Source organism: Pseudoduganella sp. R-43 (genome assembly GCF_049913255.1).
Taxonomy (GTDB): domain Bacteria; phylum Pseudomonadota; class Gammaproteobacteria; order Burkholderiales; family Burkholderiaceae_D; genus Rugamonas.
The window spans coordinates 1,736,004-1,762,479 of sequence record NZ_CP183988.1; the positions used below are offsets into that span (position 1 = coordinate 1,736,004).

Annotated in this window: 27 protein-coding genes and 1 tRNA gene; 14 read left to right on the forward strand and 14 right to left on the reverse strand. The window is 61.2% G+C overall.

What is annotated here, in order from left to right; genetic code table 11:
• Positions 1–16: 16 nt before the first annotated feature.
• Together ACN9M3_RS08110 and ACN9M3_RS08115 are read left to right on the forward strand one after the other, a co-directional pair.
• Positions 17–1,279: a sugar MFS transporter gene (locus ACN9M3_RS08110; protein WP_426321690.1), complete on the forward strand. Its 1,263-nt coding sequence runs from the start codon at positions 17–19 to the stop codon at positions 1,277–1,279.
• Positions 1,266–3,731, forward strand: coding sequence for a TIM-barrel domain-containing protein (locus ACN9M3_RS08115; protein ID WP_426169626.1), 2,466 nt, complete (start codon positions 1,266–1,268; stop codon positions 3,729–3,731). The genes ACN9M3_RS08110 and ACN9M3_RS08115 overlap by 14 nt, the downstream gene beginning before the upstream one ends.
• On the opposite strand, the gene ACN9M3_RS08120 is transcribed toward ACN9M3_RS08115, so the two are convergent.
• The 3 genes from ACN9M3_RS08120 to ACN9M3_RS08130 are packed head-to-tail and all read right to left on the reverse strand — an operon-like array spanning position 3,695 to position 9,564.
• Positions 3,695–5,083, reverse strand: coding sequence for a TolC family protein (locus tag ACN9M3_RS08120; RefSeq protein WP_426169628.1), 1,389 nt, complete (start codon positions 5,081–5,083; stop codon positions 3,695–3,697). The genes ACN9M3_RS08115 and ACN9M3_RS08120 overlap by 37 nt on opposite strands.
• Complete coding sequence (locus tag ACN9M3_RS08125) at positions 5,080–8,370, reverse strand: efflux RND transporter permease subunit (RefSeq protein ID WP_426169631.1); 3,291 nt, start codon at positions 8,368–8,370, stop codon at positions 5,080–5,082. The genes ACN9M3_RS08120 and ACN9M3_RS08125 overlap by 4 nt, the downstream gene beginning before the upstream one ends.
• A gap of 9 nt (positions 8,371–8,379) precedes the next feature.
• Positions 8,380–9,564 carry an efflux RND transporter periplasmic adaptor subunit gene (locus tag ACN9M3_RS08130; protein ID WP_426169634.1) on the reverse strand — a complete coding sequence of 395 codons (1,185 nt, stop codon included), beginning with the start codon at positions 9,562–9,564 and terminating at the stop codon, positions 8,380–8,382.
• A 209-nt stretch (positions 9,565–9,773) separates the two neighbouring features.
• Between ACN9M3_RS08130 and ACN9M3_RS08135 the strand changes: the two genes are divergently transcribed.
• Positions 9,774–10,304, forward strand: a complete 531-nt coding sequence (locus ACN9M3_RS08135; RefSeq protein WP_426321693.1) for a TetR/AcrR family transcriptional regulator C-terminal domain-containing protein — start codon at positions 9,774–9,776, stop codon at positions 10,302–10,304.
• A gap of 9 nt (positions 10,305–10,313) precedes the next feature.
• Here the strand turns inward: ACN9M3_RS08135 and ACN9M3_RS08140 are convergent, their stop codons facing one another.
• On the reverse strand, positions 10,314–10,526 hold the full coding sequence (locus tag ACN9M3_RS08140) for a hypothetical protein (RefSeq protein ID WP_426321695.1): 213 nt from the start codon (positions 10,524–10,526) through the stop codon (positions 10,314–10,316).
• Between the two features lie 229 nt (positions 10,527–10,755).
• Here ACN9M3_RS08140 and ACN9M3_RS08145 point away from each other — a divergent pair, with 229 nt between their 5' ends.
• The 5 genes from ACN9M3_RS08145 (at position 10,756) to ACN9M3_RS08165 (ending at position 14,784) form a co-directional block, all read left to right on the forward strand.
• Positions 10,756–11,898 (forward strand): MlaE family lipid ABC transporter permease subunit, encoded by a 1,143-nt coding sequence (locus ACN9M3_RS08145; RefSeq protein WP_426321697.1) that lies wholly within the window; start codon positions 10,756–10,758, stop codon positions 11,896–11,898.
• Positions 11,895–12,674, forward strand: coding sequence for an ABC transporter ATP-binding protein (locus ACN9M3_RS08150; protein WP_426169645.1), 780 nt, complete (start codon positions 11,895–11,897; stop codon positions 12,672–12,674). The genes ACN9M3_RS08145 and ACN9M3_RS08150 overlap by 4 nt, the downstream gene beginning before the upstream one ends.
• Positions 12,664–13,257 (forward strand): MlaD family protein, encoded by a 594-nt coding sequence (locus ACN9M3_RS08155; protein WP_426169648.1) that lies wholly within the window; start codon positions 12,664–12,666, stop codon positions 13,255–13,257. The genes ACN9M3_RS08150 and ACN9M3_RS08155 overlap by 11 nt, the downstream gene beginning before the upstream one ends.
• Before the next feature lie 259 nt (positions 13,258–13,516).
• Positions 13,517–14,251, forward strand: coding sequence for an MFS transporter (locus ACN9M3_RS08160; RefSeq protein WP_426169651.1), 735 nt, complete (start codon positions 13,517–13,519; stop codon positions 14,249–14,251).
• The gene (locus ACN9M3_RS08165) at positions 14,251–14,784 is read left to right on the forward strand and encodes a hypothetical protein (protein ID WP_426321700.1); all 534 of its coding nucleotides are present in this window, start codon (positions 14,251–14,253) and stop codon (positions 14,782–14,784) included. Before ACN9M3_RS08160 ends, ACN9M3_RS08165 begins: the two co-directional genes overlap by 1 nt.
• Positions 14,785–14,996: 212 nt before the next feature.
• Here the strand turns inward: ACN9M3_RS08165 and ACN9M3_RS08170 are convergent.
• Positions 14,997–15,073, reverse strand: a tRNA-Pro gene (locus ACN9M3_RS08170).
• Positions 15,074–15,166: 93 nt separating this feature from the next.
• Between ACN9M3_RS08170 and arsC the strand changes: the two genes are divergently transcribed.
• Both arsC and ACN9M3_RS08180 read left to right on the forward strand, forming a co-directional pair.
• Entirely contained in the window at positions 15,167–15,514 is a 348-nt protein-coding gene (gene arsC, locus ACN9M3_RS08175; protein ID WP_426169656.1) for an arsenate reductase (glutaredoxin), read from the forward strand.
• Complete coding sequence (locus ACN9M3_RS08180; protein ID WP_426321702.1) at positions 15,515–16,324, forward strand: hypothetical protein; 810 nt, start codon at positions 15,515–15,517, stop codon at positions 16,322–16,324.
• Positions 16,325–16,354: 30 nt separating this feature from the next.
• On the opposite strand, the gene ispB is transcribed toward ACN9M3_RS08180, so the two are convergent.
• On the reverse strand, positions 16,355–17,305 hold the full coding sequence (ispB, locus tag ACN9M3_RS08185) for an octaprenyl diphosphate synthase (protein ID WP_426323712.1): 951 nt from the start codon (positions 17,303–17,305) through the stop codon (positions 16,355–16,357).
• A gap of 227 nt (positions 17,306–17,532) precedes the next feature.
• On the opposite strand from ispB, the gene rplU reads away from it, so the two are divergent.
• The 4 genes from rplU to proB all read left to right on the forward strand — a co-directional run bounded on the left by rplU (position 17,533) and on the right by proB (position 20,604).
• Entirely contained in the window at positions 17,533–17,844 is a 312-nt protein-coding gene (rplU, locus tag ACN9M3_RS08190) for a 50S ribosomal protein L21 (RefSeq protein ID WP_055933037.1), read from the forward strand.
• A gap of 43 nt (positions 17,845–17,887) precedes the next feature.
• Positions 17,888–18,148, forward strand: coding sequence for a 50S ribosomal protein L27 (gene rpmA / locus ACN9M3_RS08195; protein WP_155456463.1), 261 nt, complete (start codon positions 17,888–17,890; stop codon positions 18,146–18,148).
• An 89-nt stretch (positions 18,149–18,237) separates the two neighbouring features.
• On the forward strand, positions 18,238–19,347 hold the full coding sequence (obgE, locus tag ACN9M3_RS08200; RefSeq protein WP_426169663.1) for a GTPase ObgE: 1,110 nt from the start codon (positions 18,238–18,240) through the stop codon (positions 19,345–19,347).
• A 138-nt stretch (positions 19,348–19,485) separates the two neighbouring features.
• Positions 19,486–20,604, forward strand: coding sequence for a glutamate 5-kinase (proB, locus tag ACN9M3_RS08205; RefSeq protein WP_426321705.1), 1,119 nt, complete (start codon positions 19,486–19,488; stop codon positions 20,602–20,604).
• A gap of 100 nt (positions 20,605–20,704) precedes the next feature.
• Here proB and nth read toward each other — a convergent pair whose 3' ends face one another.
• From nth to fdxA, 8 genes are all read right to left on the reverse strand, one after another.
• Positions 20,705–21,352: an endonuclease III gene (gene nth / locus ACN9M3_RS08210; protein WP_426169667.1), complete on the reverse strand. Its 648-nt coding sequence runs from the start codon at positions 21,350–21,352 to the stop codon at positions 20,705–20,707.
• Positions 21,349–22,026 (reverse strand): electron transport complex subunit RsxB, encoded by a 678-nt coding sequence (gene rsxB, locus ACN9M3_RS08215; protein WP_426321707.1) that lies wholly within the window; start codon positions 22,024–22,026, stop codon positions 21,349–21,351. Before rsxB ends, nth begins: the two co-directional genes overlap by 4 nt.
• 229 nt (positions 22,027–22,255) lie before the next feature.
• Positions 22,256–22,681, reverse strand: coding sequence for a YeeE/YedE family protein (locus ACN9M3_RS08220; RefSeq protein ID WP_426169672.1), 426 nt, complete (start codon positions 22,679–22,681; stop codon positions 22,256–22,258).
• Entirely contained in the window at positions 22,678–23,106 is a 429-nt protein-coding gene (locus ACN9M3_RS08225) for a YeeE/YedE family protein (protein WP_426321709.1), read from the reverse strand. The genes ACN9M3_RS08220 and ACN9M3_RS08225 overlap by 4 nt, the downstream gene beginning before the upstream one ends.
• Positions 23,107–23,111: 5 nt before the next feature.
• Positions 23,112–23,417 (reverse strand): metalloregulator ArsR/SmtB family transcription factor, encoded by a 306-nt coding sequence (locus tag ACN9M3_RS08230; protein WP_426169677.1) that lies wholly within the window; start codon positions 23,415–23,417, stop codon positions 23,112–23,114.
• A gap of 74 nt (positions 23,418–23,491) precedes the next feature.
• A complete protein-coding gene (locus ACN9M3_RS08235; RefSeq protein ID WP_426169680.1) occupies positions 23,492–24,727 on the reverse strand; it encodes a polyhydroxyalkanoate depolymerase in 1,236 nt (411 codons plus the stop codon).
• 208 nt (positions 24,728–24,935) lie between these two features.
• Positions 24,936–26,003, reverse strand: coding sequence for an NAD(P)/FAD-dependent oxidoreductase (locus ACN9M3_RS08240; protein ID WP_426321712.1), 1,068 nt, complete (start codon positions 26,001–26,003; stop codon positions 24,936–24,938).
• Positions 26,004–26,084: 81 nt separating this feature from the next.
• A complete protein-coding gene (gene fdxA, locus ACN9M3_RS08245) occupies positions 26,085–26,408 on the reverse strand; it encodes a ferredoxin FdxA (RefSeq protein ID WP_028100735.1) in 324 nt (107 codons plus the stop codon).
• Positions 26,409–26,476: the final 68 nt, after the last annotated feature.

A 26,476-nucleotide genomic window follows, 5' to 3' on the forward strand; every position in this document is an offset into this window, starting at 1 on the left:
AACTGAGGAGACATTCATGGCATCCACCGTACCCAACGCTACGCCAACTGCACCGCCAGCGGCGGCAGGCGGCGCTCAGAACGGAACGAACACCGGCGCGCTGGTCATCGTCACACTGCTGTTCTTCATGTGGGGTTTGATTACCTCGCTGAACGACGTGCTGATTCCGCACCTGAAGGCGATCTATACGCTGTCCTATTTCCAGGCGATGCTGGTGCAGCTTTGCTTCTTCGGCGCTTACTTCATCGTATCGCTGCCGGCGGGCGCCCTGATCCGCCGCATCGGCTACCAGAAGGGTGCGGTAGCCGGCCTGCTGATTGCCGCCGGCGGCTGCGTGCTGTTCTATCCGGCTTCGTTCGGCGGCTACGGCCTGTTCCTGCTGGCGTTCTTTGTCCTGGCGTCGGGCATCACGGTGCTGCAGGTTGCCGCCAACCCGTACGTCACCGTGCTCGGGCCGCCGCGCACGGCCTCCAGCCGCCTGAACCTGACCCAGGCTTTCAATTCCCTCGGCACCACCATCGGCCCTTCCGTTGGCGGCATGCTGATCCTGTCGGCGGCCGGCGTGGCGGGCGCCGCGGCTGATGCAGCCACCGTGCGCGGCCCCTACCTGGCCCTGGCCGGTGCGCTGGCCTTGCTGGCTGTGCTGTTCTTTGTCGCCAAACTGCCGCAGATCGCCGACACCGAAGACGTTTCGCTGGCGGGCGAGGGACACGGTTCGGCCTGGGCCCACCGCCACCTCGTGCTGGGCGCCATCGGCATTTTCCTGTACGTTGGCGCGGAAGTCAGCATCGGTAGCTTCCTCATCAACTTCCTGGGCGAGTCGCACATTGCCGGCCTGGCCCACGCCGAAGCGGCGCATTACGTCAGCATCTACTGGGGCGGCGCCATGGTGGGTCGTTTCATCGGCTTCGTGGTGATGCGCGTGGCCAGCCCGGGCAAGACGCTGGCCGTCAACTCGCTGGTGGCAATCGGCCTGGTGCTGGCGGCGACCTTCGGCAAGGGCAGCGTGGCAATGTGGGCCATCCTGGCGGTGGGCCTGTGCAACTCGATCATGTTCCCGACCATCTTCAGCATGGCGCTGCATGGCCTGGGCAAGTACACCGGCCAGGGCTCTGGCATCCTGTGCATGGCCATTGTCGGCGGCGCGCTGGTGCCGTTCGCGCAGGGCGCGCTGGCGGATGCCATCGGCGTGCAGGCATCGTTCATGCTGCCTGCCGCCTGCTATGCCTTCATCCTTTACTTCGGCGCGAAGTATTCTTCGATGTATGCGGCCCAGTAGTGTCCTGGCCGTCCTCGCGCTGGGCGCAGCAAGTACGCTGCACGCGGAAACCGTGGAGCGCATGGTGCTCTCCCGCGGCGGCGTGGTGCTTGAAGTATCTGCACCGGCCAGCGGCATCGTGCGCATCCGCATGGGCCGCGGGAAATTGCCGGAAGATGCCTCGTGGGCGGTGCCGGCTGCAAGGCGCAGCGCGCGCCTGCCGCTGAAAGTCACGCGCCGTGGCGAACAGGTGCTGCTGCGCACGGCGAACATCGCCGCCCGCATCGATTTGCGTACCTTGCGGACGGACGTGCTCGATGGCGGCGGCCGGCTGCTGCTGGCCGACCTTGCCGGACGGGCCGCGCTTTCACCCGATGGCGGCTTCCGCATGCGTGGGCGCATGGGCGGCGACGATCATGTCTTTGGCCTGGGAGACAAGACCGGGACCTTCGACCGCAAGGGTGGCGCCTACACCATGTGGAATACGGACACCTACAAGTTCACGCAGGCGACAGATCCCCTTTACAAGACCGTTCCATTCTTCCTGGCCGTGAGCGACCGTGGGCAGGCCCATGGCCTGTTCCTCGACAACACCTGGCGCACCACTTTCGATTTCGGCAAGACCGAACGGGGCGTGCTGTCGATCAGCGGCGAGGGTGGACCTGTCGATTACTACGTCATGGCAGGCCCCGCACCGAAGGACGTGCTGCAGCAATATGCCCGGCTGACCGGCTCGGCGCCGCTGATGCCGCAATGGGCGCTGGGCTTCCAGCAGTCCAAGTGGAGCTACAAGACGGACGCCGAAGTGCGCGCGATCGCGCGGCGCCTGCGCAGCGAAAGGCTGCCCTCGGACGTGATCTACATGGATATCGACTATCAGGATCGCTCGCGCCCATTCACCGTCAACCGCCAGGCCTTCCCCCACGTGCGGCGGCTTGCCGACGACCTTCGCACGCAGGGCATCCGCCTGGTGCTGATTACCGACCCGCATATCGCCAATGCTCCAGGCCAGGGCTACGCCGCCTACGACAGCGGTGCGGCGCAAGACCTTTTCCTGAAACTGCCGGGTGGCCGGTACTACTCGGGCGATGTGTGGCCCGGCGCAGCCGTGTTCCCCGACTTCAGCCGCGCCCAGGCGCGCCGCTGGTGGGGCGAGCTGTATGCCGGATTCGTGAGTGACGGCGTGGCGGGCTTCTGGAACGACATGAATGAGCCTTCGATCTTCAATGCTCCGGGCAAGACCATGCCGCTCGAGGTCGTGCACCGGATTGAAAGCGACGACTTCGCGCCGCGCAGCACCTCGCACGCGGAAATGCACAACGTCTATGGCCAGCTCAATTCGCGCGCCACGTACGAAGGCCTGCTGCGGCTGCAGCCGGACGTGCGTCCCTTCGTGCTGACCCGCGCCACCTACGCCGGCGGCCAGCGTTATGCGGCAACGTGGACCGGCGACAACGTCTCGAGCTGGCAGCACCTCAAGATGGGCATGCAGCAGCTGGTCAATCTTGGTCTGAGCGGTTTCTCCTACGCCGGCAACGACATTGGCGGCTACGCCGGCGAGCGGCCGTCGCCCGAATTGCTGACGCGCTGGTTCCAGCTTGGCGCCTTCATGCCGCTGTTTCGCGCCCATGCGGAAACCGGCCGGGCCGACCAGGAACCCTGGGTTGGCGTCGCGGCGCAGGTCGAGATCCGCCGTCGTTTCATCTCGGAGCGCTACCGCCTGATGCCCTACCTGTATGCCGCAGCGGAGGAAAACAGCCGCAGCGGCATTCCTCTGCTGCGGCCAGTCTTCCTCAACTTCCCTTCAGTACTGGCGCATGGCGACCGGCTTGGCGGTTCGGAGGACCAGTTCATGATCGGCGGCGACCTGCTGCTGGCGCCATCGCCGATGCTTGAATCGCCGGGCGACTACAACGTGGAGCTGCCCGGCAAGGGCTGGTACGACTACTGGACGGGACGGCGCCTGGACGGCAAAGGGCTTGTCGTCAAACCGGATATCGCCCAGTTGCCGGTCTATGTGCGCCCGGGTGCGATCATCCCCCGCCAGCCCCTGGTGCAAAGCACGGCCTTCATCCCTGAGGGCAGGCTGGAACTCCATGTTTATCCTGGTGCCGGCTGCCAGGGCGACATCTACGCCGACGATGGCGTCAGCCTGGCATACCAGCGCGGCGGCTTCCTGCGCCAGCGCATCCGCTGCGAGCAAACGCCATCGGGCCTGAAGCTGTTGTTCGAGCAGCGCGAGGGGAGCTGGAGGCCGTGGTGGAATGGCATGGCGCTTTATGTCCATGGATGGGATGCCGAGGCCGCGCCGCAAGCGTATGCGGCCGGCGGCGCACTGGCCACTTCCGTGGATCGCGAGCAGAATGCGGCCGTGATCCTGGCGCCGGACCTGGCAGGCGGGGTGGTCGAAATCGACCGGCAGCGAGCGGTTGACCCTCAGGGGCCGCCCCAGCCACCGGCAAGCGCCTTGTAGACCACGACCAGCGAAACGGCCGCACCGGACTGCGCCTGCGCCAGCCGGTCGCGCGCCGACAGCAGTTCGCGTTCGGCATCCAGCACCACCAGGAAATCGGTCGAACCAACCGCAAAGCGCTCGCGCGCAATTTTGGCCGCCTGCTCGGAAGCGACGACCGCGTCGTACAGCAGCGCGGCCTGCTGCTGCGAGCGCGTGTAGTTGATGAATGCGCCCTCTGTTTCCTCCAGCGCCGCCAGTACGGCGCGCTCGTAGTTCACCACCGCCGCATCGGCGCGTGCATCAGATGCGGCAATATTGGCGCGGATGCGGCCGAAGTCGAGCAGGTTCCACGCCAGTTGCGCGCCGAGGTTATAGGCGTAGGACGCGCCCTTGCCAAGGTCGCTCGCATGAGAGGCGTTCTGCCCCAGCGTCCCGCCCAGCGTGATGGACGGGAACCATGCGCTGCGAGCGACGCCGGCATTGGCTGCCGCCGCGGCCAGTTGCGCTTCCGCCAGCTGCACGTCGGGCCGGCGGCGCAGCAGGTTTTCCGGCGTGCCGATGCCGCCGATATCGAAGGATTTGAGCCCCGGCAGCGGGCGCGGCTCGCCCAGCTCCGCATCCAGCCCGGTCGGCGGCAGGCCGCAAAGCACGGCAAGCCGATAGCGCGTGCGGGCTAGCGCCGATTCGAATGCAGGCACCGAAGCGGCAGTCGAATTCACCAGCGAACGAGCGCGTTCCGTATCGAGCGCGGTGCCGCGCCCAACGCTCTCGCGGGCCTCGACCAGCTGCAAGGCGGCGCGCTGGGTCTCCAGGGAAGCAACGGCAACGCGCAATTGCTCCTGCAATCCCCGCAAGTTGAAATAGTTGCGCGCCACTTCGGCCGCCACGCTTAGCTGCGCTGCCCGATAGCCCGCCTCGCCGGCCAGGACGCCGGCTTGCGCCGCGCGCCGCGCGTCGCCCAGGCGGCCGAACACATCGACTTCCCAAAGCACGTCCAGGCCTACTAAATAAGCATTGTCGGTCTTGGGAACGCCGTTGCTATCCTTGGCCCGCACGCGTGCTGCCCCCGCGTTGAGGTTCACGGTCGGCCACAGGTCGGCGTCGGCGAAGCGTCCGATTGCGCGCGACTCGGCCAGGCTGGCAGCCGCGCTGCGCACGTCGGTATTGGCCTTCAGTGCGCGCAGGACCAGGGAAGACAACTGCTCGTCCTCGAAGCGGCGCCAGAATTCGGCCACCGGTTCGCTGTTCGCTGCCTGGCCGGGGGCGTTGACGAAGCCCGCCTGCGCGGGAGGCTGGTAGCGCGCCAGTTGCGGCGCATGGGAGCAAGCGCCAAGGAGCAGCGCCGCAAGCAAGGATAAGGTGCTTTTCATGATTTTCCCTCGGGCGGCGGACTGGCGTCGTCAATGCCGGCGTGGAAGGGGTGGGCGGCGGCGTCGACCGCGCGCCGCACTTCGGCCGCGTGTTCACGGCGCTTGGCTGTGCTCTTGCGCACCATGCTGTAGAACACCGGCGTCAGGAAGATGCCGAAGAACGTCACGCCAACCATGCCCGAGAAGACCGCAATGCCCATGGCCCGGCGCATTTCGCTGCCTGCGCCGCTGCCGAGTATGAGCGGGACGACGCCGGCGCAGAATGCGATGGACGTCATCAGGATCGGTCGCAGCCGCAGGTGGCAGGCTTCAAGCACCGCTTCGACCATGGGCCTTCCGCGCTCTTCCAGCTCCTTGGCAAACTCCACGATCAGGATCGCATTCTTGCAGGCCAGGCCGACCAGCACCACCAGCGCCACCTGGGTAAAGATATTCAGGTCCCCGGTCTGCCCGAAGGGCGGCCAGTGCGACAGCCAGACCCCGAACAGCGCGCACAGTATGCACATCGGCACGATCAGGATGATCGCCAGCGGCAGGCTCCAGCTCTCATATTGCGCAGTGAGCACCAGCACCACCAGCACAACGGACAGGAACAGGACCGCCGCCAGCGTGGGTATCTTTGCGCCGATCACCGGCAAGGTCACGTCGCGCGTCAGGCGGTCCTGGTAGGTCAGGTCGGTCCATTCAAAGCCCATGCCGCGCGGCAGGCCCTTGATCAGCTTTTCGATTTCCGCTTCCGCCTGGCCGCTGGAGAAACCCGGCTTGGGAGCGCCATTCAGGTCGGCGGCGGGAAAGCCGTTGTAGCGGGTCACGCGTGTCGGTCCAAAGGTAGGCTGGACCTGCATGAGGGCGCCGAGTTGCACCATCTGCCCTGCGTCGTTACGGGTTTCAAGGCGTGCGATGCTATCTGCGCTGGAGCGGTAGGGCGCGTCTGCCTGCACCACCACCTGGTAGGTTTTTCCGAAGCGGGTAAAGTCGTTGACGTACAGGGAGCCCAGGTTGATCTGCAGCGTATCGTAGATCGACTGCAGCGGCACACCCATCTGCTTTGCCTTGGTCCTGTCCACATCGGCGAACAACTGCGGCACATTGATATCGTAAGTCGAGTAAGGCGTCGCGATGGTCGACTTGGGATTGCCGTAGATCGGCCCGAGTATGCCCCACACGCTGCCATAAAGCGCTTGCTCGCCCTGGCTGCTGCGGTCCTGCACCATCAGCTTGAAGCCGCCGGCGGCACCCAGGCCCTCCACGGCTGGTGGCGGCACCACGAAGATACGGGCGCCCTGTATCTGCTGCATGGCGCCGTTCACCTTGCCCAGGATGGCGTCCTTGGACAGTGCGGCCGAGGTTCGCTCTTCGAACGGCGTCAGTCCCAGGAAGACAATGCCCTCGTTTGGCGCCGCCGAGAATCCTGCAATCGAAAGACCGGGGAAGGCGATTGAATCGCGGATGCCCGGCACTTTGCGGGCGATATCGCTCATTTCCCGAATCACCTTCTCCGTGCGATCGAGGGTCGCCCCGGCCGGCAACTGGGCTACGCCGATCAGGTATTGCTTGTCCGGCGCCGGCACGAACCCGCTGGGAATGGCGCCGAACAGCACTGCGGTCAGGGCCAGAAGCACGCCATAGACAAGCAACGCCGCAGATTTTCGCTTCAGGATGGCGTCGACGCCGCGACTGTACTTCTTGCTCTGGCGCTGGAAGAAGCAGTTAAACCAATGGAAGAAGCGTCCGAACAGCTTGTCCATCCAGATCATCACGGTATCCTTGGGCGCATCGTGCGGACGCAGGAGCAGCGCCGCCATCGCGGGCGAAAGAGTCAGCGAGTTGATCGCGGATATGACTGTGGAAATTGCGATGGTGACGGCGAACTGCTTATAGAACTGGCCGGACAGGCCGGGCACGAAGGTCAGAGGGATGAAGACTGCGCACAGCACCAGCGCAATCGCCACGATAGGCCCGCTGACTTCGCTCATCGCCTTGTGCGTTGCGGCGTGCGGCGTAAGTCCGTCCGCGATATTGCGCTCGACGTTCTCCACCACCACGATCGCATCGTCGACGACAATGCCGATTGCCAGCACCAGGCCGAACAGCGTCAGAGTGTTGATCGAATAGCCGAGCAGCAGGAGCACCCCGAAGGTGCCGACAATCGACACCGGCACCGCCAGCAGGGGAATCACCGAAGCGCGCCAGGTCTGGAGGAAGATGATCACCACAAGCACCACCAGCAAGATGGCCTCGACCAGGGTGTGCACCACCTTTTCAATCGAGGTCTGCACGAAGCGTGTCGGGTCGTAGACGATGTCGTAGTCGACGCCCTGCGGGAAGGACTGTTTTAGCCGGGCCATGGTGGCGCGGACATTGTCGGAGAGCGCCAGCGAGTTGGATCCGGGCGCCTGGAAAATACCGATCGCCACGGCATCCTTGTTGTTCAACAGGCTGCGCAAGGCGAAGGTGCTTGCGCTCATCTCGACGCGGCCGATGTCCTTGATCCTCACGACCGCGCCGGTGCGCGTATCGCTGCGAACAATGATGTTTGCAAAATCCTCTTCCTTGACCAGCCGTCCCTGCGCGTTGACCGCCAGCTGGAATTCCGTGTTGTTCACGGCCGGCGGCGACCCGACCACGCCCGCCGCGACTTGCGCGTTCTGCTCGCGAATCGCCTGGATGACGTCGCCCGCAGTCATGCTGCGCGAAGCCAGTTTCTGCGGATCGAGCCAGATGCGCATTGCGTAATCGCCGCCGCCGAAGAACAGCACGGACCCCATGCCGGGAATGCGCAGCAGTTCGTCGCGTACATACAGGTTGGCGTAGTTGCGCAGGTAAAGCGTGTCGTGGCTGTTGTCCGGGCTGGCCATGTGCACCACCATGGTCAGGCTGGAGGACTGCTTCTCCGTCGTCACGCCGATCTGGCGCACGATGTCCGGCAGGCGGGGAAGGGCGCGGTTGATCCGGTTCTGTACTGCCGTTTCGGCTTGCTCCGGCACCGTGCCGATCTTGAACGTGACCGTAATGCTCATGCTGCCGTCGGCCGTGGCCTGGCTCTGGAAGTACAGCACGTTTTCCAGCCCATTGATCTGCTCTTCGAGCGGGGCCGCGACCGTCTCCGCAATCACGCGCGGATTCGCGCCCGGGAATTGCGCGCGTACCACCACCTGCGGCGGCGCCACCTCGGGATATTCCGAAATCGGCAGTTGGAAGATCGCCAGCAGCCCTGTCAGGAAAATGAAGATCGAAATGACGGTTGCAAGGCGCGGATGCTCGATGAAATGTTTTGAGAAGTCCATGGCTCCTCCTCAACCCTTGGCCGGTGCAGGGGCTCCGGGCGGCGGGGCAGGGATGGGCATGCCTTGCTCATTCACTTTCAGCACCTGCGGCGTGACGGGCGCGCCAGGGAAGGCGCGCAGCAAGCCGTCCACGATCACAAGTTCGCCTTCCTTCACGCCTTCCACCACACGCATGCCGTCGATCAGTGCTCCGGGCTTGACCTCGCGCTGTTCGACGATATTGTTCTTGCCTACCACCAGCACGACCTTGCGGGTCTGGTCGGTGGTGAGCGCGCGGTCCGCAATCACGGTGGCCATGTACTTGCCGCTGCCCACCAGCTTCAGGCGCGCGAACAGTCCCGGGGTGAACAGGCCGTCCTTGTTTTCGAATACTGCCCGCCCGCGCAGCGATGCAGTGGCGGGATTCAGCCGGTTGTCGACGAAGTCCATCTTGCCTTCGTGGGGGAAACCCTCTTCATTGGCCAGGCCGAGGTAGATGACGTTCGGCGTATCGCGCGACGAGGCGCGGGTACCATCGCGGGCTGCGCGCATGTATTTGAGGTATAGCGCCTCGCTGGCGTCAAAGTATGCGTAGACCTTGTCGGTCGAGACGACCGTTGTCAGTACCGGCTCGCCCGCATTCACCAGGTTGCCTTCGGTGACGTTGGCGCGCGAAGTGCGGCCTTCCACCGGAGAGGTAATGTTGGTGAATTCCAGGTTGAGGCGCGCCTGCGTGAGCGCCGCCTCCCCGGCACGTATCGACGACTGCGAATTGGCGACGGCAGCGCGCAGCTGGTCCAGTTCCTGCTGGCTGACGCCACGAACGGCGACCAGTTTTTCCGCACGCGCGAATTCGGATTTGTTCAATTCGAACTGGGTGCGGGCGGACTGCAACTGCGCCTCGGCTCGCGCCACCTCGGCCGCGTAGGGGCGGGGATCGATGGTGAAGAGCGGCTCGCCTTTCCTGACGACCTGGCCCTCCTTGAAATGGACTTTGACCAGGTTGCCGGTCACGCGCGAGCGCACGTCGACTGTGTGCGGCGCTTCCAGCCGTCCTGTGAATTCATCGAACTCCTGGACCTGCCGCTTGACGACCGGCGCCACCGAGACGGCGGGCGGACCTCCGGCTTGTTTGGAGGGATCTTCCTTGGCGCCGCAAGCGGCGAGAAGTGCCAGGACGGCAAAGGGGACAAGACGTGCTGCCAGCGTATTCATAGCTCGAACCTTCCAAACTGCGTTGCACAGCGGGGAAACCGATTCTTACAGCGTGATACTTACGGCGGGTTTTCAGGAAAATAGCACAAAAATAGCAGCGTGGGCAGGACACGCTTCCACCTTATTAAGACAGGAAATCGCTCGCGGACATGGTTCCCGCGAGGGCTCCGGGTTTCAGCACATAGGCCGCTGTATCCGGCGGCAGCGCCATGTCGCCATCAGCCTTGTTCGGGGAGCTGGTTTCGCGGTCCACGCAAGAACATGGCGGACAACTGGCCGATCTTTTTGGCGAGCGGCCGTGCGCCGCAATTGGCCCGGGCTTGCCGCCCGACGCAATGGAAGTGCTTGCCCTGCTGGACCCCAAGCAGGATGTCGAAGTTTCGCTGAAAGGCTTCGGCGAGCGCGTGCTCAGAACCTTTTTCACGCCGCAGAAATTCGCCATGCGGCGCATGGTGATTGCGGCCTCAGGCAACAATCCCGAAGTGGGGCGCACATTCTACGAGAACGGCCCAGGCAAGGGCATGAAGCTGGTCGCCGGCTATTTTGAAGCTGTGATGAAAGCAGGGAAGTTGCGCATGGCCGATCCCCATGTGGCAGCAAGCCAGTTCCGTGCCCTGCTCGATTGCGAATTGGAAGAGCGCGGCCTGATGAATGCCTTGCCCGAGTTTCACGATGCGCAGGTTGTTGCAACGGTAGCCCGCGCCGTGGACACCTTCATGCGCGCTTACCGCCCGGACTGAAGCCTGCGGTTATTCGCCCAGCGCTGTTTTTTCTTCGGCGGTCAGGCGCTTCGCCTTCACCACGACGATTGGAGTGGTGCTTGCTTTAACGCTGGCGACTTGAGCGGCCGGTGCCAGCAATTTCGGCACGGCGGCGGTGGCTGCGGCAGACACGCCGATCAGGATCAAAGCGCCCAAGAAGATGAATTCCATATGCTTACTGAGTTCCATACTGTTCTCCATAAAATGTAATTCCTTGGAAACATTATGTGGCAGTGCAGCATATAACTCAAATTCAAAGTTTCGATAATCGTCATTCGCAAAGAGAATGACTCGGTTGGCGCAGGGGAACCCCCAATGTGTTGTTCCGCACAGAACCGCCCAAAGCGTCGAGCCTAAACTGAAACAAAGAAACGCCAAGCTATTCGCGCATGTTCGGCGACCAGTTTATGCCACCAAATAGGCAGACACCATGCCCAGGGTTCCCGCCAATCCGGCGCAAGCCGCCTCACCCCGTTCACCACCGGCTATCGAAGTCAGCGGAGAAGGAGAGCGCCACGCACTGTCGGGCTCGCTCGTCATTGGCACCCTCACCACAGCCAGGAACTCGTTGAAGAGCTGGTCGAAGCCCGGGCCGTCGTGCACCCTTGATGTGGCCGGGATCACGCAGCTCGATACGCCGGGTGCCTTGTTTCTTTCAGCCCTCCGCAAACTGGGCGTGGCGCTCACCGGCGTGCGCCCGGAACACCAGACCCTGTTCGACTTGATCGACTCGCTCGATCTCAAGCCGCTGCCGGCTGTAGCAGCAGTTCCGCGCTGGCGCCAGCGGGTGATAGCGTTGGGAAAAAGTGCCCATGACACCTGGCACGAGGCGCGCTCTTTCATTACTTTTGTCGGCTGTGTCGCAAGCTGGACCTTCCATGCCCTGTTACACCCCACTTGCCTGCGTCCGGCGTCGATCTCGCGCCATGTCCGGGAGACCGGGATCCAGGCCTTGCCCATCATCGGCTTGATGGCGGTCATGATTGCAATCGTCATCGGCTACCAGGGTGTCGCGCAATTGCGCCAATATGGCGGAGAAGACCTCACCATCAACCTGGTCGCCGTCTCGGTGTTGCGTGAAATGGGCGTGTTAATCACCTCCATCATGGTGGCGGGCCGCTCCGGCTCCGCCTACACGGCTGAAATTGGCGTCATGAAGACGCGCGACGAAGTCGACGCGCTCACCGTGATGGGGCTGGAACCGATGCAGATGCTGGTCGTGCCCCGCGTGATCGCACTGGTCCTGACCTTGCCTGTGCTGGCCTTTTTTGCCGACATCATGGGCTTGATCGGCGGAGCGGCCATTGCACAAGTGCTGCTGCAGGTGGCGCCGGCGCAATACCTGGCGCGCTTGCCGCAGGTCGTCAGCCTCAGCGACCTGAATGTCGGCTTGTTCAAGGCGCCGGTATTCGCCTTCTGCATTGCAGTCATCGCGTGCATGCACGGGTTGCGGGTCAAGGGTACTGCCGAAAGCGTTGGCCGCGAAACCACCCGTTCCGTCGTGAAGTCGATTTTCCTGGTGCTGGTGCTTGATGCGCTCTTCTCGATCCTGTTTGAAAAGCTTGGAGTATGAAACCCGCCGCCACGCCCATCCTGTCTGCCCGGGGCATCGTCAACCGCTTCGGCAAACAGCTCATACATGACAAGCTTGACCTTGACGTCAAGCGTGGAGAAATCATTGGCATCGCCGGCGGCTCCGGTTCCGGCAAGTCGGTGCTGCTGAAGACCCTGATTGGCCTGCACCAGCCGGACGGCGGCGAAGTCTTGCTCGACGGCGTGGCGATCAGCACCATTTCAGCCCATGAGCGCGCCTTTGCGTTTGGTGTCCTGTTCCAGCAAGGCGCGCTGTTTTCCTCCCTGTCTGTGGCCGACAACATCATGCTGCCAATGCGCGAACATACGAGCTTGCAGGCCGACGACCGTGAGCAGATCGCCGCGATGAAACTGGCGCTGACCGGCCTGGAGGCGGACAGCGGCCTCAAGTTTCCGTCCGCACTGTCGGGCGGCATGGTCAAGCGCGCCGCGTTTGCCCGTGCCCTGGCGCTCGATCCTCAGATTCTTTTCCTCGATGAACCGAGCTCCGATCTTGATCCGATTGCCGCTGCAGGCATTGACGCCCTGATCCAGCAGCTCAATCGTAGTCTGGGGATCACGGCCGTCATCGTCACTCATGATCTCACGACCCTGGTGACCATCTGCGACCGCATCGCCTTGCTGGTTGACCGGAAGCTGACGATCGATACCGCCAGCCAGTTGCGGAAATCCAAACATCCGTGGATACACGACTTCTTCCACGGGCCGCGCGCCGAGGGCGCAATGTCCGCCAGGGAGGTGAGTCATGGAAACTGACAGGCGCTATTTCATGGAAGGGCTGTTCATCATCGCCTTTGCCGTTGCCGCCGCCTTGTTTGCCGTCTGGCTAGGCAGCCCGGGACAGCGCGATGATGTGCTGTACCGCATCCACTTCCCCGAATCGGTCGGCGGCCTGACCGTCGGCGACCCGGTGAAGTTCCGCGGCGTCGATGCCGGCACGGTCAAGTCGATCATCAATGATCCGGACGACCCGAGCCTGGTGCAGGTAGACGTGCGCTTGCGCAAAAATACACCGGTCAAGACAGACACCCGGGCCAGCCTTGCGCTCAAGGGCATTACCGGCGTCGTTTATGTCGAGCTGAGTGGCGGAGGAAAAACCGCCAAGCCCCTGCTTGCTGTGACGGCTCCGGACAAGATTCCCGAGATCCCGTTCCAGAAATCAGGGCTCAAAGCCATGCTCGATGAACTGCCCAAGGCCGTTGAAAAATTCATGGCGATCGAAAACCAGGCCAAGAAGGTCGTGACGGACGTTGGCGCCTTGACTGAGAAGGTCAAGGCTAATCCCTCTCTGCTGCTGCGCCGTCCTGACAAGGACAGCAATGACGGCGCCAAAAAATAGCGGCAATTTAAGAGCAGTGACAGTGCATCGAGATTTGCAACGGATATCGCGATAAGACTGAAGTCAACACAATTGAAAGACCATTGAGCTTCGTTCGTTTGAGGTGGAGCCGTTGACTTTAGTGCGTTGTCATTCATACTGTCTATATATACAGCATGCGCTCGGGTGTAATTGCAAATTGACAACAATTGCTCTTATTGATCAGCAAATGTCGTAATGCCTAACTCAATGAATGACCTAGCTGTAGTATTGTGACGCGATGGAAACACCAAAAGAACTTGATTTCAGCATTGATGCGTTCAGCCCTGACACCATACCAATGTCTCGGCTAGCTGAATACATGCAGCAGCTGGCCGCCTTGTACGGGAGCGAGCCTGCTGTGCATTTTCGAACAGTTCGACCAGGAAGCGCAATTCTCAGCGTGCTGATCGACACCGCCGCTGTCGATTGTGTTGAATCTAGGCTGCGTATGGTTCACGACGCTTCGGCACCCGATGACCTGAAGAAGGCCTATCAAAACCTCAATAATATGCTGAAGGCTGACAAGGCAATCGGAGAGGTTAGGCAGACGACCGGAGGAGTCGTCTTAGCCTTCCCTGGTAGAGACACCCCGATCCAAAAGACGTTCCGTGTCAAAGAAGCAGGCGTACTTGACGGCGTCGTCATTCGAATTGGTGGCAAAGACAACACTATCCCCGTTTGGTTGAAGGATGTCGACGGCACGATTCACAAATGCGAAGCAAACAGCGATATGGCGCGAGAGTTGATTCGAAATTACCTTTCGACCCCGATTCGCGTTTCGGGGCAAGGCGATTGGCTGCGCGGCGAAGATGGGGTTTGGTCGCTTGAGAAGTTTCGAATCAGTGGCTGGGAACCTTTAGACGATGTGTCGATAACGGACATTCTTAATGCAGCTCGGTTAGCTAAGGGCAATGGATGGAACGAAGTTGATGATCCAATCAAGGAGCACCTGCTGATACGAGGATCGGATTAATGGTAATTTTTGACGCGGGCATTCTCATAAAACTGCTTGATCCGCGCACATCGGATATTCAGCGCGATAAGCTGGACTATCTAGTAGTTCGATTGCAAAGATCGAAGACTAAGATATTGATTCCAACGCCGGCCCTTTCTGAGTTCTACGTCAAGGCTGACCCAGACGTTTTGGCTTCCTTCAAAGGCCGTTCGGCCTTCATCATTGCTCCCTTTGATGAAAAGGCTGCAATCGAGTGCGCGATAAGCGTCAGAGACGCGGTTCGTTCCGGTAAGAAGAAGGGTGTCCAAGATGCCGCACCCTGGCAGAAAGTGAAGTTCGACCATCAGATAGTCGCGATTGCCAAGGTTCACAGGGCTACCTGTATTTACTCCGAAGATGAAGGGCTGCGAAACTTTGCTGCATCACTTGGGCTGAGCGCTCAATGCACAGAAGAATTGCAAGAAAATCCGGAGTCTAAACAGCAGAAACTTGACTTGAACATGGAAGGCGACGGGGCAATCCCCCCACCAAATGATAGCCGCAGAAAGTAGAGATGGCACGACACTATGTCGAAGCTGGGCGCATGACCATCAAGAGCGCTTGCCTGGCGGTTTGCATCAGCCAGACCTGGTTTGTTAGGTGCTACGCGAGGTCAGTAAACCTCGGCTGGCATAAGGGACACTGGGACAACAGATTTACTCCATATCGTTATCAATAACTGATCAGTGTGAGATGGGAAACCGTTTGGGTTTAAAAGTATCTTTGGTCGGGGTGAGAGGATTCGAACCTCCGGCCTCTACGTCCCGAACGTAGCGCTCTACCGGGCTAAGCTACACCCCGACTGGTGTGAGCTAATTCTACACATAATTTTGTGGATTTATCAACTCCCTTGCCGGTGATATAGTGCGGCTTTGAATTAACTTCATTTGCATCATGGGAATCACCATTTATCACAACAATTCGTGCAGCAATTCGCGCGGCGCGCTGGCGCTGATCCGCGAAGCGGGCATTGAGCCGGAAATCGTTGAATACCTGAAGGCGCCGCCATCGCGCGAAGTCCTGATAGACCTGATTGCGCGAGCCGGCCTGACGGCGCGCGGCGCCATGCGCAACAAGGGTGAGCTGTACGACCAGCTTGGCCTGGCAGACGAATCGCTGCCGGAGGATGAGCTGGTTGACGCCATGATGGCGCACCCGGAACTGATCAACCGTCCCTTCGTGGTGACCGACAAGGGCGTGCGCCTGTGCCGTCCGCCGGAAACGGTCAAAGAGATCCTTTAAGTGCGCAAAGCCTTCGTTACCGCTTTGCTGGCGCTGGCCGCCAGCGCGCATGCCGACACTTCGGAATGCGAGATCCACAAGCTGGCCACCTACCCATTTCCGCATCGTCCGACGGCGGAGCAGGCCGCGGCATTGAAGGACTGCAATGCTGACAAGCTGTATTACGGCATCGGCGTGCATTTCGATTATGTGAAGGCGCGGCACTGCGCCTTTGCGGCGGATAGCCAGGATGTCCTGATGATGCTGTACGCGAACGGCCTGGGCGTGCCGCGCAATTATGCGGTGGCGAAGATGGCGGCCTGCCGCGCCGATGCCACCGAGATCGAAGCGCGCCTGGCGCGTTTGGCGCGCATGCAGACCGGCAAGGAAGGCCCATCGCCGAAGATCGACATGTGCGATGACGCGGCAAAAAGCCATCTGCTGTCGCGCTGTGCCGCGATCCGGCTGGACCTGGCCGACCAGGACCGCAACGCACGCATCGACACCATTTCGGCACGCTGGAACGATGCCGAGAAATCCGCTTTGCAGCAGGTGCGGCGTCACGGGACAGACCCTGCGCAAATTGAGGAAATCCTCAACTCCTTGCTGGATTTCGAGGCCGGCAAGCTGCCATCCTTCATGGCAGAAGATGCCGCGGCAGCCGAGCGTGAAATGAGCCAGATGAAGATCCCGGCCGAGAAGCAGCGCAGCTGGCTGGCCTACCGCGATGCATGGCTGGCGCTGGGCAAGCTGCGCTACCCAGCGGTCGCACCGCATGCGTGGAAGGCATACTTCGCCAAGCGGCGCATAGCCGCGGTCAAGGCGCAGTAAGAAAAAAGGCGCCGATTGGCGCCTTGTTCTTTAGTGGCTGCGGTCCACCGAGAAGCGGGCCAGTTGCAGCAAGGCTTGTTTGTAGGTGCCGTCCGGCATGCCTGCAATCGCGTCGATGGCGCGCTGCGCTGCCACTTCGGCGGCGCGACGGGTGTAGTCCAGTGCGCCGCTATTAGTGATCGCGGCCAGGATGGTATCGAAGTGCTGCTCGTCGCCGTTTTCGATGCAGGAACGGACCAGGGCGCGCTGTTCTTCGCTGCCGTTTTCCATCAGCCAGATCAGCGGCAGGGTAGGTTTGCCTTCGCGCAGGTCGTCGCCCACGTTCTTGCCGATCTCGCTTGCGTCGCCTGCGTAATCCAGCACGTCGTCGATCAACTGGAAGGCGGTGCCCAGCGAGCGGCCGTATTCGCCTGCTGCGGCGATGTCGGCGTCGGAAGCGCCCGCCACCAGTGCGCCCAGTTCCGCCGCCGCCTCGAACAGCTTGGCGGTCTTGGAACGGATCACCTGCAGGTAGCTTTCTTCGGTCACGTCCGGGTCGTGCATGTTCAGCAACTGCAGCACTTCGCCCTCGGCGATCACATTGGTCGCATCGGACAGGATCTGCATCACGCGCATGGAATCCAGCGACACCATCATCTGGAAGGCGCGCGAATACAGGAAGTCGCCCACCAGCACGGAAGCGGCATTGCCGAACAGTGCGTTGGCAGTCTGGCGGCCGCGACGCATTGACGATTCGTCAACAACATCATCGTGCAGCAGGGTTGCGGTGTGGATGAACTCCACCACTGCGGCCAGCTCGTGATGGCCGGCGCCCTTGTAGTTGTATGCATTCGCTACCAGCAGGACCAGGACTGGTCGGATACGCTTGCCGCCCGCGCTGATGATATATTCAGCGATCTGGTTGACCAGTGCCACTTCCGAGTGAAGGCGCTGGCGGATCACCGTATTGACCGCGTCCATATCGGCGGCAATGGTGCTCATGATGGTGTTCTGGGCGTTGTTCGACAAGGCAAACCTACTGGTAAGGTTGGTAAGAGTGCCGCGATTATACGTTACTCGTTGCCGACATACCACGACGGCCGCCCGTCGACAATACCTTTTGACCAGTTTCCCGAAACTATGTATAATCAGCGGTTCCCCGGCTTTCGTCTGTTGTTTTTGGGCGTCGAGCAAGCGGGACTTATTAACAATTCAAGAGGTTTCCAATCATGTACGCGGTCATAAAAACCGGCGGCAAACAATACAAAGTTGCTGCTGGCGAAAAAATTAAAGTAGAACAGTTGCCGGCTGACATTGGTTCCGAAATCACTATCGACCAGGTTCTCGCCGTTGGCGCGGGCGACAGCATCAAGTTTGGTGCTCCTCTGGTTGCAGGTGCATCGGTTCTGGTGAAAGTAGTTGCCCAAGGTCGTCACGACAAGGTACGCATCTTCAAGATGCGTCGTCGTAAGCACTACCAGAAGCGTCAAGGCCACCGCCAGAACTTCACCGAAATCCAAATCGTTTCGATCAACGGCTAATTGCTGCTTGCCCGAATTTACCGAGCTATCAAGGAGTAACTAAATGGCACACAAAAAAGGCGGCGGTACTACCCGCAACGGTCGCGACTCTGAATCAAAACGCCTGGGCGTTAAAGTGTACGGCGGCCAGTCCATCAATGCTGGTGGCATCATCATCCGTCAACGCGGCACCCCAGTGTCCGCTGGCGAAAACGTCGGTACCGGCAAGGACCACACCCTGTTCGCACTGGTGGACGGCGTTGTGAAGTTCGTGACCAAGGGTCCGGACAGCAAGAAGTACGTTACCGTCGTAGCTGCTGCTTAAACCAGCAAATACAGGTACAGTAAGGCGAAAGCCTTCTCTCCAAAAGGCTCTGCCAGTGGTAGGGCCTTTTTAGTTTTCAAGGTGGTCTTATGAAGTTTATTGACGAAGCACGCATCGAAGTTATCGCCGGCAGCGGCGGCAATGGCTGCGCCTCTTTTTGCCGTGAAAAATTCCGTCCATTCGGCGGCCCTGATGGCGGCGACGGCGGCAAAGGCGGCAGCATCTGGGCGGTAGCCGACCGTAACGTCAATACGCTGGTGGACTATCGCTATTCCAAGATGCACCGCGCCGGCAACGGCGAATCCGGCCGTGGCTCCGACTGCTACGGCAAGGGCGCAGACGACATCTTCCTGCGCATGCCGGTCGGCACCCTGATCATCGACGAAGTCACCGGCGAAATCATCGCCGACATGACCGAACATGGCCAGATGGAACTGCTGGCCAAGGGCGGCGAGGGCGGCTGGGGCAATATCCACTTCAAGACCTCGACCAACCGCGCACCGCGCCAGAAAACCGACGGCAAGGAAGGCGAACGCCGCGAGCTGCGCCTGGAGCTGAAAGTGCTGGCCGACGTTGGCCTGCTGGGCATGCCGAATGCCGGCAAGTCGACCTTCATCACCGCGGTATCGAATGCCCGTCCGAAGATTGCGGACTACCCGTTCACCACCCTGCACCCGAACCTGGGCGTGGTGCGTGTGTCGCACGAAAAATCGTTCGTGATCGCGGACATTCCTGGCCTGATCGAAGGTGCCGCCGAAGGTGCGGGCCTGGGCCACCAGTTCCTGCGCCACCTGTCGCGCACCGGCCTGCTGCTGCACATCGTCGACCTGGCGCCGTTCGAGGCGACTGTCGATCCGGTCAAGGAAGCCAAGGCCCTGGTCAAGGAACTGCAAAAGTACGATCCTGCGCTGGGCGACAAGCCGCGCTGGCTGGTGCTGAACAAGCTGGACGTGATTCCGGAAGAAGAACGCGCCAAGCGCGTCAAGGACTTCGTCAAGAAGTTCGGCTTCAAGGGTCCGGTATTTGAGATCTCCGCACTGTCGCACGAAGGCACGCAGGAACTGGTCAACGCCATCTACCTGCACCTGGAGCAGCAGCGCTATTCCGAGCAGCGCTCGGAAGAAGTGCAGATGACCGAAGAAGCCCGCGGTATCTCCTCCATCGACCCGGACGACCCACGTTTCAAAGTTCTCGATTAAAATCGAGACAACCTCTTATCTTTGCCGCCCCTGCCAACCGCGGGGGCGAGCATTGTCTGCGGCAAGCCGGCATCACCCCGCCCGGCGCATCACCAGAAGTTTCGCGTACCTTTTGTTTGATCAGACTTTTGCCGTCCTATGAATTCGCTTATCCAGAACTCCACCCGCATCATCATCAAAGTGGGCTCCTCGCTCGTCACCAATGACGGCCGCGGGCTCGATCATGCCGCTATCGCCCGCTGGGCCTCACAGATTTCCGCCCTGCGTGCGCTGGGCAAGGAAGTCGTGCTGGTCAGCTCCGGCGCCGTAGCAGAAGGCATGCTGCGCCTGGGCTTCGAAAAGCGACCGACGGACATACACGAACTGCAGGCATGCGCCGCCGTGGGCCAGATGGGCCTCGCGCAGATTTATGAAACCAGCTTCCGCGAGCACAGCATCGGCACTGCCCAGGTGCTGCTGACCCACGCCGACCTGGCCGACCGCGAACGCTACCTGAACGCGCGCTCCACGCTGACCACCTTGCTGCGCCTGGGCGTGGTCCCGATCATCAACGAGAACGACACCGTCGTCACCGATGAAATCAAGTTCGGCGACAACGACACGCTCGGCGCGCTGGTGGCAAACCTGATCGAAGCCGACGCGCTGATCATCCTGACCGACCAGCGCGGCCTGTTCAGCGCCGACCCGCGTAAGGACCCGGCGGCCTACCTCATCACACATGGCCGCGCCGGCGACCCTGCGCTGGAAGCGATGGCGGGCGGCGCCGGCTCCGCGCTGGGACGCGGCGGCATGCTGACCAAAATCCTGGCCGCCAAGCGTGCGGCCAAGTCCGGCGCCCATACCGTGATCGCCTTTGGCCGCGAAGCAGATGTGCTGACCCGCCTGGCTGCAGGCGAGAATATCGGCACCGAATTGTCCGCGCAGACCGGCCACCTGACGGCGCGCAAGCAGTGGATGGCAGACCACCTGCACACCGCAGGCCAGGTTGTGCTGGATGCCGGTGCCGTACAAAAGCTGGTGAAAGAGGGTAAATCCCTGCTGCCGATTGGCGTGACAGAAGTACACGGTGAATTCGGCCGAGGCGCGGTCGTCACCTGCATCGGCGAGGACGGTCACGCCATCGCGCGCGGCATCAGCAATTACACCAGTGCTGAAACCCGCCGCATCAAGCGCAAGCCCTCCGCCGAGATCGAAGCCATCCTCGGCTATGTCGAAGGACATGAGCTGATCCACCGCGACAATATGGTTTTACTCTAAACCGGTAAATCAGTGTCAGACCCGCGGGGTCTGACACTAACCCGCGGCGGCCGCTGGCCAGGTGTCTGACCCTGCGGGTCGGACACCGAAGTTCCGGTTTTCAGGCGTTGGCGGGGGCGGGCGTCTTGCCCTTGAATTCGCATAGGTCGGCGATGATGCAGTTCCAGCACTTGGGCTTGCGCGCGACACAGGTGTAGCGGCCGTGCAGGATCAGCCAGTGGTGCGCATCCATCAGGAATTCTTTCGGCACGAACTTCATCAGCTTCTGCTCGACGATGTCGACGTTCTTGCCCGGCGCGATGCCGGTGCGGTTGGAGACGCGGAAGATATGCGTGTCGACCGCCATTGCTACCTGCCGGAAGGCGGTATTCAGCACCACGTTGGCGGTCTTGCGGCCTACGCCCGGTAATTGCTCCAGTTCTTCGCGTGTCTGCGGTACTTCGCCGCCGTATTGGTCCACCAGGATCTGGCAGGTCGCAATCACGTTCTTCGCCTTGGTCTTGTACAGGCCAATGGTGCGGATGTATTCGGTGAGTTCGTCGAGGCCCAGGTCCAGGATCGCCTGCGGTGTGTTCGCCACCGGATAGAGCTTGCGCGTGGCCTTGTTCACGCCTACATCGGTCGCCTGCGCTGATAGCAGCACGGCGATCAGCAGCTCGAACGGCGTCGTGTATTCCAGTTCGGTTTCGGGATTGGGATTCGCCTCGCGCAGGCGTTCAAAGATCTGTTGGCGTTTGGCGTTGTTCATTTATTCTTGTCGGCTTCGGCGCGCTGGTGGGCGCGCTCCATGGCGGCGGCGATGATCTGGCGCTTGCGTTCCTTTTCCGCCAGCTCGGCTTCATTTTCCGGCGTCAGGCGTTCCACGGCAGCGGCTTTCGCGTGGGCCTTGGCGGCAAGGCGCGCATCGTTTTCTTCGCGCTCGCGGATCAGGCGCGCCAGGCGGAAGTCGTGGCGATCGCGCGCCTCGTCGGCCTGCGGTTGGGTCCAGGCATCCCAGCCGGTGGTTTCGGTCACCGGGTACATCACGATGCAGTCGACCGGGCAGGCCGGCACGCACAGGTCGCAGCCGGTGCACTGTTCCGGGATGATGGTATGCATCTGCTTGGCCGCGCCCATGATGGCGTCGACCGGGCAGGCCTGGATGCACAGCGTGCAGCCAATGCATAGCGATTCGTCGATGAAGGCCACCGCGCGCGGGCGCTCGAAACCATTGACGGGATTCAGCGGAATGACGGGGCGCCCGGTCACGCTGGATAAGCGGCGGATGCCTTCGGCGCCGCCAGGCGGGCATTGGTTGATGTTCGCTTCACCGGACGCAATCGCTTCTGCATACGGTCGGCAGCCCTTGTAGCTGCACTTCGTGCACTGGGTTTGCGGCAGCACGTCCTCGATGCGGTCGGCCAGGGTTTTCGGATCAGTCACGGCGAAAAGCGGAACGTTAAAGCGCTATTATCCAATATCTGCGCGGGCTTTGCGGAAGTTGCTTCGTATAAACTTGTGTGGAACATGCCGCTTCTTACCGGTCAACGTCTCCACGCTCCGTGAGCTGCGCGAGGAGAGCATCGGCATCGTGACCGCAAATTCGAACGCGACTACCTGCGCCGCCTCGACACCGACCGCCCGACAGCCAATTGACCTGCCTCAAAGCTTGTTAGCTTGGCCTTCCTGCTCGCCTTTCGACAATTTCGAATAGCGCCATCCCGCCAAGCATCGCAATGAAAAAAATCCATGGCTTGCTGCCGCCTGTCGCCAGCGATGCGACTGCCGGACCAGGACAGTAGCCGGCCAGTCCCCAGCCGATGCCGAAGCCAAGATTGCCCAGCACCAGGCGGCGGTCGATGTCGCGTTTGGTGGGAATGTTCATCGGGTTGCCAAGCAGTGCGCGCTGGCGCTTGCTGGCGAAGCGAAACGCGATGGTGCCAACCAGCAGGGCGCCGCCCATCACGAAGGCCAGCGATGGGTCCCATTTCCCGAACAGGTCGAGGAAGCCGATGATTTTGGCCGGGTTGGTCATGCCTGAAACGATCAGGCCAATCCCGAACAGAAGGCCGGCCAGCATGGAAGCCAGCGCGTTCATGCGAAGCTCCTTACGACGGCAACTGTCGCAAAGCCGGCTGCCATGAAGCACAGCGTGGCAACCAGCGAACGGGGCGACAGCCGCGATAGTCCGCACACGCCGTGGCCGCTGGTGCAGCCGGAGCCATAACGCGTCCCCACACCGACCAGCAAGCCGGCGGCGGCCAATGTGAGCGTGCCCGCATCGACCTGCACGGATGGCAATGCGGCGAGGGCGCCATACACTAGCGGTGCGGCCACCAGGCCGCCGAGGAAAGCGAAACGCCAGGCCGCATCGCCTTCCGTGGCCTGGCCAGGGAAGGCGCGCGACAGCAAGCCTCCCACGATTCCGCTGATGCCGGCAATCCGGCCGTTGACCAGCAACAGCATCGCTGTCGCCAGCCCGATCAAGATGCCGCCTGCCAGCGGCGCGTAGTAAGCACTCATTTGCATCACTCCTTGGGACAGTAAAGTTTGTACAGCACCTGCAGCACGGCCATCGCTTCCGCGCTGGCGATGCTGTAGAAAATCTGCTTGCCTTCGCGCCGCGTGGCAACCAGCTCGCCGTTGCGCAATACGGTCAATTGCTGCGACAAGGTCGGCTGCGAGATCCCGGTTGCCGCTTCCAGCTCCCCGACTGAATGCTCGCCTTGCACCAGCTGGCAAAGCAGCAGCAGGCGGTCCTGGTTGGACAGGGACTTCAACAATCCGGACGCGCGACCGGCAGCGGCCTGCAAAGCAACGGGATCAATCTTCATATTATATAAAAAAGTATAATGTATACGGTAATAAAAGCCGGGCACGCAGGCCCGGCCGGCTGAAGGGCAGGCCCTTAGCCGTGTTTCTTGATGAACGCCGCGATCCGCGGGCAGACCATCTCGCGCCAGCGGCGGCCGGAGAAGATGCCGTAGTGGCCGGCGCCCGGCACTACGAAGTCTTCCTGCATATTGGCTGGAATGCCGGAGCACAGGTCGTGCGCCGCCTGCGTCTGGCCGGCGCCGGAAATATCATCCAGTTCGCCTTCGACCGTCATCAGCGCTACGTTCTTGATGTCCTGCGGACGCACGAACACGCCATCGACTTCCCAGGTCCCTTGCGGCAGGCGGAATTCCTGGAATACGGTCTTGATCGTGTCGAGGTAGTACTCGGCCGGCATGTCCAGCACTGCATTGTATTCGTCGTAGAACTTGCGGTGGCTTTCCGCCGGTTCGTCGTCGCCGCGCACCAGGTGCATGTAGAACTCTCGATGCGACTGCGCATGGCGGCCCGGGTTCATGGCGATAAAGCCCGCGTGCTGCAGGAAACCGGGATAGACCTTGCGGCCAAAGCCCGGATAGTTCGGCGGCACAGCATAGATCACGGTGTTTTCGAACCACGAGAACTTCTTTTCCACTGCCAGGTTGTTGACCTGGGTCGGCGACTTGCGCGGATCGATCGGGCCGCCCATCATGGTCATGGTCTTCGGCAGCTTTGGATCCTTGGCCGTCGCCATCAGGGAGATGGCCGCCATGACGGGCACGGTAGGCTGGCAGACGGAAATGACATGCAGGTCAGGGCCGAGCAGGCGGATGAATTCCTGCACATATTTCACATAGTCGTTCAGGTGGAACGGGCCTTCCGACAGCGGCACCAGGCGCGCGTCGATCCAGTCGGTGATGTATACGTCGTGTTCGGACAGCAGCGCCTGCACGGTATCGCGCAGCAGCGTCGCGTGGTGGCCGGACAGCGGCGCCACCAGCAGCACGGTCGGCTGCTTGAGGGCCTTGAACTCCTTCTCGCTCAAGTCCTTGCGGAAGTGGAGCAATTTGCAGAAGGGCTTGTTTTCCACGACGCGTTCATCGATGTGGACTTGCTTGCCATTGACCACAGCCTGCTTGATGCCGAACTCCGGCTTCTCGTATTCCTTGCCCAGGCGGTACATCAATTCGTAGCCCGCTGCGATACGCTGTGAGAACGGTGTGTGCGCAAACGGCGAGACAGGATTGGTGAACAGCTTGGACGAGGCTTCAGCCCACTGCATCAGTGGATGCAGGAGCGAGCGTTGCATTTCGTGCAATTGGTAAAGCATAGTATGTCCCGCCGAAAATTGTGGCAATGCGCAAAGATGGTCCAATTATAGGCCATTTATACATGACCTACAGCATTCCGCAGTACCCCTCAGAAAGTACGTAAACAACGGCTAACACAACATGATTCCAACATAATACGAGGCGGGAAATAAAAAAAGCAGCGTTTCCGCTGCTTTTTTGTAGGATGCGTCCGAAGAACCGGTCGGATCAGTCGAACACCGGAGTTTCCACGCCCAGCACCTTGTGCAGTTTTGGCGACGTGGTGGTGTACTGCATGTGGATCTTCTTGTCCGGGAAGATATATGGTGCAGCGCCGAAAGCGGCCAGCGCGGCTTCGTGGAAGCCCGACAGGATCAGCTTTTTCTTGCCTGGGTAGGTGTTGATGTCGCCCACGGCGAAGATGCCCGGCACATTGGTTTCGAACTTCTCGGTCGACACCACTTTCAGCTGCTTGCGCTCGATATCCAGGCCCCACTCGGCGATCGGGCCCAGCTTTGGCGACAGGCCGTAGAATACCAGCAGCATGTCCAGCGGCACACGGCGGGTCACGCCGTCGGCGCCGGTTACGCGCAGTTCAGACAGCTTGTCATCCTTGGTTTCGATGCCCGACACCTGGCCGATGATCAGCTGCATCTCGTACTCTTCGCACAGCTGCTTCATCTTCGCCACGGAAGCCGGGGCAGCGCGGAAGTCTTCACGGCGGTGCAGCAGCACTACGGACTCGGCCTTGCCGACGAAGTTCAACGCCCAGTCCAGCGCGGAGTCGCCGCCGCCGCAGATGACCAGGTTCTTGCCTTCGAACATGGCCGGGTTTTTCACGCGGTAGAACAGCTGCGAGCCTTCGAAGGCGTCGATGCCGTCCACCTTCATGGTGCGCGGCTGGAACGAACCCACGCCGGCAGCGATGAAGATGGTCTTGGTGATGAACTTGGTGCCCAGCGAGGTCTCGACGTCGAAGCGGCCGTCTTCGCGCTTTTGCACGACAGTCACTTCCTGGCCCAGGTGGTAGGTCGCGCCGAACGGCTCGATCTGCTTCAGCAGGCCGTCAGTCAGTTCCTGGCCGGTGCAGGATGGAACGGCTGGAATGTCGTAGATCGGCTTGTCCGGATACAGTTCCACGCACTGGCCGCCAACGGCGCTCAGCGAGTCAATCACGTGGGCTTTGATCTCCAGCAGGCCGAGTTCGAAGACCTGGAACAGGCCGACCGGGCCGGCGCCGATGATGACTGCATCGGTCTCGTGGAGACCGCCTGGTGGGGTGCTGACGACATTCATAATGATTCTCATTCCATCTGAATAAGCGAACACCGCGTCAGGCGCGGTGTTGCACGGTGAATAACAGGCTGCTGGAAGCGTTTAGCGCTTCAGCAAGTGGGCCTTTTCCTTGACGTCCTTGAACTGCTCGGCTTCCGGCAGGGCAGGCTTGGTCTTGGTGATCGAAGGCCAGTTGCGCGACAAGTCAGCATTGATCTTGATGTATTGCTGCTGGTCGGACGGCACGTCTTCCTCAGCGAAGATGGCGTTGACCGGGCATTCGGCCACGCACACGGCGCAGTCGATGCACTCGTCTGGGTCAATGGCCAGGAAGTTCGGGCCTTCGCGGAAGCAATCTACCGGGCAAACATCGACGCAATCGGTATAGCGGCAGGCGATGCAGGATTCGGTGACAACGTGGGTCATAACAGTCCTATCTATGTTGGAGCGCTGGAAAAAGCTCAGCAAAGCACTGTATTTTAAGGCAATCCGCT

Bases quoted from the DNA above. Each gene is read 5' to 3' on its own strand.
- ACN9M3_RS08125 (WP_426169631.1), bottom strand. From the start codon at position 8,370: ATGGACTTCTCAAAACATTTCATCGAGCATCCGCGCCTTGCAACCGTC.
- ACN9M3_RS08225 (WP_426321709.1), bottom strand. From the start codon at position 23,106: ATGAGTGCTTACTACGCGCCGCTGGCAGGCGGCATCTTGATCGGGCTG.
- ACN9M3_RS08220 (WP_426169672.1), bottom strand. From the start codon at position 22,681: ATGAACGCGCTGGCTTCCATGCTGGCCGGCCTTCTGTTCGGGATTGGC.
- ACN9M3_RS08235 (WP_426169680.1), bottom strand. From the start codon at position 24,727: ATGCTTTACCAATTGCACGAAATGCAACGCTCGCTCCTGCATCCACTG.
- ACN9M3_RS08160 (WP_426169651.1), top strand. From the start codon at position 13,517: ATGGAAACACCAAAAGAACTTGATTTCAGCATTGATGCGTTCAGCCCT.
- obgE (WP_426169663.1), top strand. From the start codon at position 18,238: ATGAAGTTTATTGACGAAGCACGCATCGAAGTTATCGCCGGCAGCGGC.
- nth (WP_426169667.1), bottom strand. From the start codon at position 21,352: ATGAACAACGCCAAACGCCAACAGATCTTTGAACGCCTGCGCGAGGCG.
- ACN9M3_RS08135 (WP_426321693.1), top strand. From the start codon at position 9,774: ATGTCGCCATCAGCCTTGTTCGGGGAGCTGGTTTCGCGGTCCACGCAA.
- ACN9M3_RS08240 (WP_426321712.1), bottom strand. From the start codon at position 26,003: ATGAATGTCGTCAGCACCCCACCAGGCGGTCTCCACGAGACCGATGCA.
- rplU (WP_055933037.1), top strand. From the start codon at position 17,533: ATGTACGCGGTCATAAAAACCGGCGGCAAACAATACAAAGTTGCTGCT.
- ispB (WP_426323712.1), bottom strand. From the start codon at position 17,305: ATGAGCACCATTGCCGCCGATATGGACGCGGTCAATACGGTGATCCGC.
- fdxA (WP_028100735.1), bottom strand. From the start codon at position 26,408: ATGACCCACGTTGTCACCGAATCCTGCATCGCCTGCCGCTATACCGAT.
- proB (WP_426321705.1), top strand. From the start codon at position 19,486: ATGAATTCGCTTATCCAGAACTCCACCCGCATCATCATCAAAGTGGGC.
- ACN9M3_RS08120 (WP_426169628.1), bottom strand. From the start codon at position 5,083: ATGAAAAGCACCTTATCCTTGCTTGCGGCGCTGCTCCTTGGCGCTTGC.
- ACN9M3_RS08150 (WP_426169645.1), top strand. From the start codon at position 11,895: ATGAAACCCGCCGCCACGCCCATCCTGTCTGCCCGGGGCATCGTCAAC.
- ACN9M3_RS08155 (WP_426169648.1), top strand. From the start codon at position 12,664: ATGGAAACTGACAGGCGCTATTTCATGGAAGGGCTGTTCATCATCGCC.
- ACN9M3_RS08230 (WP_426169677.1), bottom strand. From the start codon at position 23,417: ATGAAGATTGATCCCGTTGCTTTGCAGGCCGCTGCCGGTCGCGCGTCC.
- arsC (WP_426169656.1), top strand. From the start codon at position 15,167: ATGGGAATCACCATTTATCACAACAATTCGTGCAGCAATTCGCGCGGC.
- ACN9M3_RS08145 (WP_426321697.1), top strand. From the start codon at position 10,756: ATGCCCAGGGTTCCCGCCAATCCGGCGCAAGCCGCCTCACCCCGTTCA.
- ACN9M3_RS08165 (WP_426321700.1), top strand. From the start codon at position 14,251: ATGGTAATTTTTGACGCGGGCATTCTCATAAAACTGCTTGATCCGCGC.
- ACN9M3_RS08115 (WP_426169626.1), top strand. From the start codon at position 1,266: ATGCGGCCCAGTAGTGTCCTGGCCGTCCTCGCGCTGGGCGCAGCAAGT.
- ACN9M3_RS08110 (WP_426321690.1), top strand. From the start codon at position 17: ATGGCATCCACCGTACCCAACGCTACGCCAACTGCACCGCCAGCGGCG.
- ACN9M3_RS08130 (WP_426169634.1), bottom strand. From the start codon at position 9,564: ATGAATACGCTGGCAGCACGTCTTGTCCCCTTTGCCGTCCTGGCACTT.
- rpmA (WP_155456463.1), top strand. From the start codon at position 17,888: ATGGCACACAAAAAAGGCGGCGGTACTACCCGCAACGGTCGCGACTCT.
- ACN9M3_RS08140 (WP_426321695.1), bottom strand. From the start codon at position 10,526: ATGGAGAACAGTATGGAACTCAGTAAGCATATGGAATTCATCTTCTTG.